The organism is Mitsuaria sp. TWR114 (assembly GCF_007997345.1).
Genome location: NZ_VOSR01000483.1, coordinates 1 through 7724 on the forward strand (window position 1 = coordinate 1; position 7724 = coordinate 7724).

Below are 7724 nucleotides of genomic sequence, written 5' to 3' on the forward strand. Positions count from 1 at the left end.
CCCGCCGCGCCCAGCGCCAGCGAGGGCCGGCTGATGTCGCCCAGCGGCACCAGGTCCTGGCCGTCCGACAGCGCGTAGTCCTGCCAGCCACCGTTCGCCAGGACCAGTTCACCGGCGCGCCAGTCCGGATGGCGGGACTCGACCACGCGGCTGACGGTGCCGCCGACCAGCACTTCGCCCAGCCCGATCGGCGGCGCGTAGCCGGGGCCGATCTCCTCCATCAGGTTGCGCATGTACGGGTCGAGCGACAGGGACAACGTGCGCAGCAGCACCTGTCCCGCGCCGGGGGCCGGCACGGGCACGGTCTCGAGGCGGAAGTCCTCCGGCACCGGGCGCCCGGCGGGGCGGGCGGCGAGCACGATGCGGCGGTTGACGGGCGTGGTCATGCGGGATTCCTTCAAGGGGGGTGAGGACGTCGTTCAGACGGTGGCGCGGGGGCCGTGACGCAGCGTGAGCAGGGTGCCGAGCGTGATCGTGGCGGCGGCGAAGCTCGGTCCGCCGAGCGCGCCGATGTGGTCGACCAGCATGCCGCCGCCGATCGCGCCGCTGGCGATGGCGATCTGGAACGCGGCGACCAGCAGGCCGCCGGCGCCCTCGGCCTGGTCCGGCGCGGCGCGCACGATCCAGGTCTGGAAGCCCACCGGGAAGGCGCCGAAGGCGAAGCCCCACAGCACCACCGCCACCGCGGTGACCCAGGTCGACGATCCGGCCAGCAGCAGGCTGGCGGCGAGCACCACGATCAGGCTGCCGCCCGCGACGATCGCGCGCCGCTCGCTGCGCTCGGCCAGGACGCCGCCGGCCAGGTTGCCGAAGAAGCCGCCGATGCCGTAGCCCAGCAGGATCGCCGTGATCGCGGACACCGGCAGGTGGGTGACGTTCTCCATCAGCGGCCGGATGTAGGTGAAGCCGGCGAAGTGGCCGGAGATCACCAGCAGCACCGCCAGCAGCGCCACCCGCACGCCGGGTCGCGTCAGCAGCTCGCCGAGCACGCGCAGGTCCGGGTTGTCCTTGGGCGGCAGCGCCGGCAGCGTCGCGACCTGCGTCGCCAGCGTCACCAGGCTGAGCGCGCCGGCGGCGACGAAGGCGCTGCGCCAGCCCCAGACCTCGCCCATCCAGGCGCCCAGCGGCGCGGCGCAGACGGTCGCCACCGAGACGCCGGCCAGGATCACCGACATCGCGCGGGCGAACAGGCGCTCGGGCACCAGCCGCATCGCCAGCGCCGCGGCCATCGACCAGAAGCCGCCCAGCGCCACGCCCAGGATCACCCGGGCGGCCAGCAGCACGCCCAGCGAGGACGCGGTCACCGCCAGCAGGTTGGACAGCACCAGCAGCAGCGTCAGCGCGACCATGACCGCGCGCCGGTCGAAACGCCGCGTCAGCAGCGGGATGGACGGCGCCGCGACGGCGCCCACCAGTGCCGTGGCCGTGACCGTCTGGCCGGCCGCGCCGGCGCTGATGCCGAGGTCGGCGGCCATCGCCGTCAGCAGGCTCGCGGGCAGGAACTCGGCGGTAACCAGGCCGAAGACGCCCAGCGTCAGCGAGGCGATGGCGCTCCAATGGGCGTGGCCGTCGTCGGGAAGGGCGGGTGAAGGGGCCGCCGCCGGAGAAACCGGCGGGCGGGCGTCGAGGCAGTCGGTGCAGTGGGAAGTCACGGCGGAAGACAGGTCAGTGGCAATGGCTTTCAGCTTACGGATAGCATCCCGGCGTTTCCATGACGGAAGAGCCGAAATGCTTGACGAATCCTCCAGCGCTGCCGCCGTCCATGCCCCCCGTCATGCCCCGGTTCACGTTCCCGTGACCGGGTCGCTGCCGCCCACGCCGCTCAAGCCGGCCGACCTGCTGACGCAGATCCTGCTGGGCTTGCGGCTGGAAGGCGTCGAGTACGGCCGCTGCCTGCTGCGCGCGCCCTGGGCCGTCGCCTTTCCGGCGCGGGCCGAGGCGCGCTTCCATTTCGTCGCGCGCGGCGGTTGCTGGCTGAAGACCGGCGGCAGCACCGAATGGGTGCGGCTCAATGCCGGCGACGCGGTGCTGCTGCCGCGCGGCAGCGCGCATGTGCTGGCGAGCGCGCCGGACCTGCCGACGGTGGAGATCGATTCGCTGTCACGCCGCGCCGTCGCCGACGACATCTACCTGGTGGGCGCCGAGGCCGAGGCCGCGGCCAAGGCGATGCCGTCCGCCGAGCCGGTCGACGTGATGTTCTGCGGCGCGATGCGCTTCAACCTGGACCCGCTGCATCCGCTGCTGGCGATGATGCCGGACGCGATGCGCGCCAACGACCTGGCGCGCCGCGACCCGACCGTGCCCGCGCTGCTGGAGGCCATGGAGCGCGAGGTGGCGATGGACCGCATCGGCGCCTGCGGCATCCTGGCGCGCATGGCCGACGTGCTGGCCGCCAGCATCATCCGCGCCTGGGTCGAGTGCGCCTGCAACGACGCCAGCGGCTGGATCGCCGCGGTGCAGTGTCCCAGCATCGGCAAGGTCATCGCGGCCATCCATGCCGAGCCGGAGCGCGACTGGCGCGTGCCCGAGCTGGCCGGGCTGATGGGCGCCTCGCGCTCGCGCTTCGCCGAGGCCTTCACCCGCACCGTCGGCGAGAGCCCCGCCAGATACGTGGCCAAGGTCAAGATGTTCCAGGCGCGCCGCTGGATCGCGCACGAAGGAATGCGCGTGGCGGTGGCGGCCGACCGGCTCGGCTACGACTCGGAAGCCTCCTTCAGCCGCGCCTTCAAGCGCATCGTCGGGCACCCGCCCGGCTCGCTGCGGCGCAGCGCGGCGAGCGCCGCGACCTGATCGCCGCGATGTGAGGCCCGCGTGAAGCGCGGCCTGCATTTTCAAGCGCGTTTTTCAAGCGGTTGCAAAGACGGCCGCTCCGCGTTTTTGCGGGTCATCTCCCCCTTGTTTGCGGGGGCCGGAAGGCCGATGGCGACGAGGGCGGGACCCATTCTTGCTATGGACCCCTGCGAACCCGGGATGAGCGTCCAGACCCCCTGGAATGAGGCAGTTCCGTCATGGTGCAGGGCTACACTCGCCGCTCGCGAGCGCCCGCTGGCCGCCCTCGACAGGCCTGCGGGACAGACACAACAAACAAGGTCGAAACATGCATGTGAAGCGGACTCGGGTCCACGGTATTCCAGCGCGACGCGCCGCTCCGGTCGGCGCGTTTTTCACCGCCGTTCTTGCCGCAATCCTGCTCACCGCCTGCGGCGGCGGCAGCGGCGCGAAGGCCTCGCAGACCGCGGCCAAGGTGAACAAGGAAGAGATCACCGTCCACCAGATCAACTTCGTGCTGCAGCGCCAGCCCAACATCAAGCCCGAGCAGGTGGACGCGGCGTCGCGCCAGATCCTGGAGCGCCTGATCGACCAGGAACTGGCGGTGCAGAAGGCCCAGGACCTCAAGCTCGATCGCGATCCGCGGGTGGTGCAACAGATCGAAACCGCCAAGCGGGAGATCATCGCCAGGGCCTATGCTGACCATCTGGGTGAGACGGTGACCAAGCCGACCGACCAGGAAATCAAGCAGTACTACAACGACAAGCCGGCACTTTTTGCCGAGCGTCGTATCTACAACTTGCAGGAAATCAACATCGAGGCGAAGCCGATCAATTCGAATCGATCCGCGCGAAGCTGCAGGGTGCCAAGACCCTCCCCGAATTCCTCGAAGCGCTCAAGGCCGACAACTTCAAGTTCGTCGGCTCGCAGATGGTGCGCTCGGCCGAGCAGATCCCGCTCAACAACCTCGACGCCATCGCGCGCCTGAAGGACGGCCAGTTCATCATGAACGGCCATCCCAACGGCCTCACCGTGCTGTTCCTCGCCGGCTCGCAGCGCCAGCCCGCGACCGAGGCGCAGGCGCGCGCGTCGATCGAGATGTTCCTGCTGAACCAGCGCCGCGCCGAGCTGGTCGCCAAGGACATCAAGTCCATGCGCGACAACGCCAAGATCGAATACGTCGGCAAGTTCGCCGAGGCCGCGGCCTCCGCGCCCGCCGGCACCCCGCCCGCGGCGGCCCCAGCGCCCGCCGCGTCCGACAGCCCCACCGGCGCCAGCGGCCCGGTGGACAACAACGAACTCGCCAAGGGCCTCGGCATCAAATGATGAACACGCGTCGCTTCCCGATCCTCCCGCTCGTCTCGACGGCCGTCTCGGCCGTGCTGGCGGTCTCGCTCGCCACCGGCGCCGTCGCCCAGACGCCCGCCCGTCCCGGCAACGCGCCGGCGCCGACCGGCCTGTCCACCGGCGCCGCCGCCGAATACCGCCTGGGATCGGGCGACGCGATCAAGATCAGCGTGTTCCAGAACCCGGACATGACGCTGGAGACGCGCGTGTCCGAGGCGGGCACGATCAGCTTCCCGCTGCTGGGCGTGGTGCGCATCGGCGGCCTGTCCGTCAGCGACGCCGAGAGCCGCATCGCCGAGGGCCTGCGCAAGGGCAACTTCGTCAAGCAGCCGCAGGTGACGATCCTGGTGCTCAAGGTCACCGGCAACCAGGCCAGCGTGCTGGGCCAGGTGAACCAGCCGGGGCGTTATCCGCTGGAAGTCGCCGACACCCGCCTGACCGACCTGCTGGCCAACGCGCGCGGCGTCTCGCCCGCGGGTGGCGACCTGCTGGTGCTGACCGGCCAGCGCGGCGGCAAGCCCTTCCGTCTCGAGGTCGACCTGCCGACGCTGTTCGGCCCCAACGGCCGCGAGCAGGACGTGGTGGTGCTCAACGGCGACGTGCTGTGGGTCGAGCGCTTCCCGATGATCTACATCTACGGCGAGGTCCAGAAGCCCGGCCAGATCCGCCTGGAGCGCGGCATGACGCTGCTGCAGGGCCTGGCCGCCGGCGGTGGCCTGACGCTGCGCGGCACCGACCGCGGCATCCGCGTGCACCGCAAGGATGCGTCGGGCAAGGTCCAGGAGATCAAGCCCGGCATGGACGAGCCGCTCAAGGACGGCGACGTGATCTTCGTCCGCGAGAGCCTGTTCTGACGCAGTAACCCCGGGCACCCGTCCCGGTGAAGGAGTGCATGGTGACGCCCAGCAAATTGATGTCGATCATCCTGGCCCGCTGGCAGCTGGTGCTGCTGGTGGTCGTGGTGACCACGCTGACGGCGCTCGGGGTGAGCCTCGTGCTGCCCAAGCGCTACCTGGCCAGCGCCTCGGTGGTCGTTGACGCCAAGCCCGACCCGGTGTCGGCCCTGATCTATCCCGGCATGGCCTCGCCGGCCTACATGAACACGCAGGTCGACGTGATCGCCAGCGATCGCGTCGCGCTGCGCGTCGTGCGCGACCTGCGCCTGACCGAGCTGCCCGAGTTGCGCGAGCAATGGCAGGCGCAGGGCGCCGAGGGCTCGATGGAGCAATGGGTCGCCACCTTCCTGCAGGCCAACATGGAGGTCAAGCCCTCCAAGGAAAGCAACGTGCTGACGGTCAACTACCGGTCGCCGTCGGCCCAGGTCGCCGCGCAGATGGCCAATGCCTTCGTCAAGGCCTACATCGCCACCACGCTGGACCTGCGCGTCGAACCCGCGCGGCAGTACGCCGGCTACTTCGACCAGCAGGCCAAGGCGGCGCTGGACCGGCTGGAGCAGGCGCGCACCAAGCTCTCCGCCTATGAACGCGAGCACGGCATCCTGGCCTCCGACGAGCGCCTGGACGTCGAGAACGCGCGCCTGAACGAGCTGTCCTCGCAGCTGGTGGCGCTGTCCTCGCTGGCGACCGAGTCGCGCAGCCGCTCCGGCCAGGCCGCGCGCGGCGGCGACCAGCTGCCCGACGTGCTGGCCAACCCGGTGGTGTCGCAGCTCAAGGCCGACGTCAGCCGTGCCGAGGCAACCTGCAGCAGCTCAGCACGCGCTACGGCGACAACCATCCCCAGGTGATCGAGGCCAAGGCCTCGGTGGCCGACACCCGCGCCAAGCTCAACGCCGAAATCCGCCGCGTGACCGGCTCGGTGGCGGTGACCAGCACCATCAACAGCCAGCGCGAGGCCGAGACCCGCGCGCAGTTGGAGGCGCAGCGCGCCAAGGTCATCAAGCTGAAGGAAGCGCGCGACGAGGCCAGCGGCCTGATGCGCGAGGTCGAGAGCGCCCAGCGCGCCTACGAGAACATCACGACCCGGCTGACGCAGACCAGCCTGGAGAGCCAGTCGACGCAGAGCAACGTGAACCTGCTCGCCGAGGCGACGCCGCCGCTCAAGCCCGCCTCGCCGCGCGTGGCGCTGAACACGGCGCTGGCCTTCGTGGCCGGCCTGGTGCTGGCGATCGGCCTGGCGCTGCTGCTGGAACTGCGTGACCGCAAGGTGCGCGACGCCGACGACGTCATGGCCGTGCTGCCGCTGCCGATGCTGGGCGTGCTGCCCGCGCCGGGCAAGCGCGCGCAGGCGCTGCCGTCCGCCGAGCGGCGACTACTTGGCGCACCCGGCGCCGCGAGTCGAGGAGCCGCCTGATGTCGGACCTCAAGGAACCCATTCCCCTGGCGCAAAGCAAACCCGTGGACGGACCTCTGAACAAGCCTTCCGGCAGCGGCGCCGGCGTGCACGACCGCTCGATCGGCGCGATCATCGCCGAGACCCGCAACCTCAGCGCCGACCAGGTCGAGCGCGTGCTGCAGTACCAGCGCGAGCGCGGCATCCGCTTCGGCGAGGCCGCCGTGGCGCTGGGCTACGCGAACGCCGAGGACGTGCTGGAGGCGCTGTCCAAGCAGTTCCATTACCCCTACGCCCCGAACGAGCGCAAGACCCGCAGCCCGGAACTGGTGGCCCTGAACCAGCCGTTCTCGTCGCAGTCGGAAGTCTTCCGCGGCATCCGCAGCCAGATCACGATGCGGCTCTATCGCGAGGGCGAACCGCGCCGCGCGCTGGCGGTGATCAGCCCCGACACGCTGGACGGGAAGAGCTACTTCACCGCCAACCTGGCGGTGACGCTGGCGCAGCTGGGCGGCCGCACGCTGCTGGTGGACGCCGACCTGCGCCGGCCGCGGCAGCACGAGATCTTCGACGTCAGCAACCAGGCCGGGCTGTCCTCGATCCTGTCCGGGCGCAGCGAGCCGCGCGTGATCCAGCAGGTGGAGGGCATGAACAGCCTGTTCATCCTGCCGGTGGGGGCGGTCCCGCCCAACCCGGTGGAGCTGCTCGAGCGCCCCGCGTTCGGCATGCTGATGCGGGAGCTGGCGGGCAAGTTCGATTACGTCCTGGTGGACACCTCCGCGAGCCGGTACGGCGCGGACGCGGCCATCGTCGCGTCGCGCTGCGGCGCGGCACTGGTCCTGGCGCGCCAGAACCAGTCGCGGGTGAGCGCGCTGCAGGACCTCACCGACAGCCTGGACGGGGTGTCCACGACCCTCGTGGGCACCGTGATGAACCAGTACTGACACCGGGCCCCGGGCGAGACGGCACAGCGGCCGCCAGAGCCGCGAGCATCGACCACCGGCACGGCCGCGAGGCCACGCCGCCGCATGTCCGGAATCAGCAGCAGGGATCGCAGTGAACACCATGTCGCAGAACGTCCTCCCCGGCGCGCCGGGTCACCCGGGCGCGGCCTTCTGGGCCGCCAACCGGATCGCGCTGATCGCGCTGGCGATCGGCCTGGTCGCGCTCTACGTGCCGACGATCGTCGACTTCATGCGCGGCCCGTGGCGTGGCGACCGCAATTCCCACGGCCCGATCGTGCTGGCGCTGTCGGCCTGGTACTTCTATTTCCAGACCCGGCGCATGGCGCGCCAGGGCCAGTCCTTCCGTCCGCGGCC

9 protein-coding genes and 1 pseudogene are annotated in these 7724 nt (G+C 70.8%); 8 read left to right on the forward strand and 2 right to left on the reverse strand.

Annotated elements, in window-relative coordinates:
• Nucleotides 1-386, reverse strand: a pseudogene (locus FUT87_RS17240) (NADP-dependent oxidoreductase); the annotation flags it as partial.
• A gap of 33 nt (nt 387-419) precedes the next feature.
• Nucleotides 420-1652, reverse strand: coding sequence for an MFS transporter (locus FUT87_RS17245; protein ID WP_147241810.1), 1233 nt, complete (start codon nt 1650-1652; stop codon nt 420-422).
• 142 nt (nt 1653-1794) lie between these two features.
• On the opposite strand from FUT87_RS17245, the gene FUT87_RS17250 reads away from it, so the two are divergent.
• From FUT87_RS17250 to FUT87_RS17275, 8 genes are all read left to right on the forward strand, one after another.
• Entirely contained in the window at nt 1795-2790 is a 996-nt protein-coding gene (locus tag FUT87_RS17250) for an AraC family transcriptional regulator (RefSeq protein WP_255511890.1), read from the forward strand.
• 202 nt (nt 2791-2992) lie between these two features.
• Nucleotides 2993-3757 (forward strand): EpsD family peptidyl-prolyl cis-trans isomerase, encoded by a 765-nt coding sequence (locus FUT87_RS30835; protein ID WP_255511891.1) that lies wholly within the window; start codon nt 2993-2995, stop codon nt 3755-3757.
• Nucleotides 3700-4095, forward strand: a complete 396-nt coding sequence (locus tag FUT87_RS30840) for a hypothetical protein (protein ID WP_255511892.1) — start codon at nt 3700-3702, stop codon at nt 4093-4095. The genes FUT87_RS30835 and FUT87_RS30840 overlap by 58 nt, the downstream gene beginning before the upstream one ends.
• Nucleotides 4095-4970, forward strand: a complete 876-nt coding sequence (gene epsE / locus FUT87_RS17260) for a polysaccharide export protein EpsE (RefSeq protein WP_147241812.1) — start codon at nt 4095-4097, stop codon at nt 4968-4970. Before FUT87_RS30840 ends, epsE begins: the two co-directional genes overlap by 1 nt.
• Before the next feature lie 41 nt (nt 4971-5011).
• A complete protein-coding gene (locus FUT87_RS30845) occupies nt 5012-5860 on the forward strand; it encodes a Wzz/FepE/Etk N-terminal domain-containing protein (RefSeq protein ID WP_255511893.1) in 849 nt (282 codons plus the stop codon).
• Nucleotides 5857-6426 carry a GNVR domain-containing protein gene (locus tag FUT87_RS30850; protein ID WP_255511894.1) on the forward strand — a complete coding sequence of 190 codons (570 nt, stop codon included), beginning with the start codon at nt 5857-5859 and terminating at the stop codon, nt 6424-6426. Before FUT87_RS30845 ends, FUT87_RS30850 begins: the two co-directional genes overlap by 4 nt.
• On the forward strand, nt 6426-7349 hold the full coding sequence (locus tag FUT87_RS17270; RefSeq protein WP_091721508.1) for a polysaccharide biosynthesis tyrosine autokinase: 924 nt from the start codon (nt 6426-6428) through the stop codon (nt 7347-7349). Before FUT87_RS30850 ends, FUT87_RS17270 begins: the two co-directional genes overlap by 1 nt.
• Nucleotides 7350-7470: 121 nt before the next feature.
• Nucleotides 7471-7724 (forward strand): archaeosortase/exosortase family protein (locus FUT87_RS17275; protein WP_404935415.1); only part of this gene is annotated, 254 nt, incomplete at its 3' end.

Coding starts and splice junctions, on each gene's coding strand:
- FUT87_RS30835 (WP_255511891.1), top strand. CDS start 2,993: ATGAGGCAGTTCCGTCATGGTGCAGGGCTACACTCGCCGCTCGCGAGC.
- FUT87_RS30840 (WP_255511892.1), top strand. CDS start 3,700: ATGGTGCGCTCGGCCGAGCAGATCCCGCTCAACAACCTCGACGCCATC.
- epsE (WP_147241812.1), top strand. CDS start 4,095: ATGAACACGCGTCGCTTCCCGATCCTCCCGCTCGTCTCGACGGCCGTC.
- FUT87_RS17270 (WP_091721508.1), top strand. CDS start 6,426: ATGTCGGACCTCAAGGAACCCATTCCCCTGGCGCAAAGCAAACCCGTG.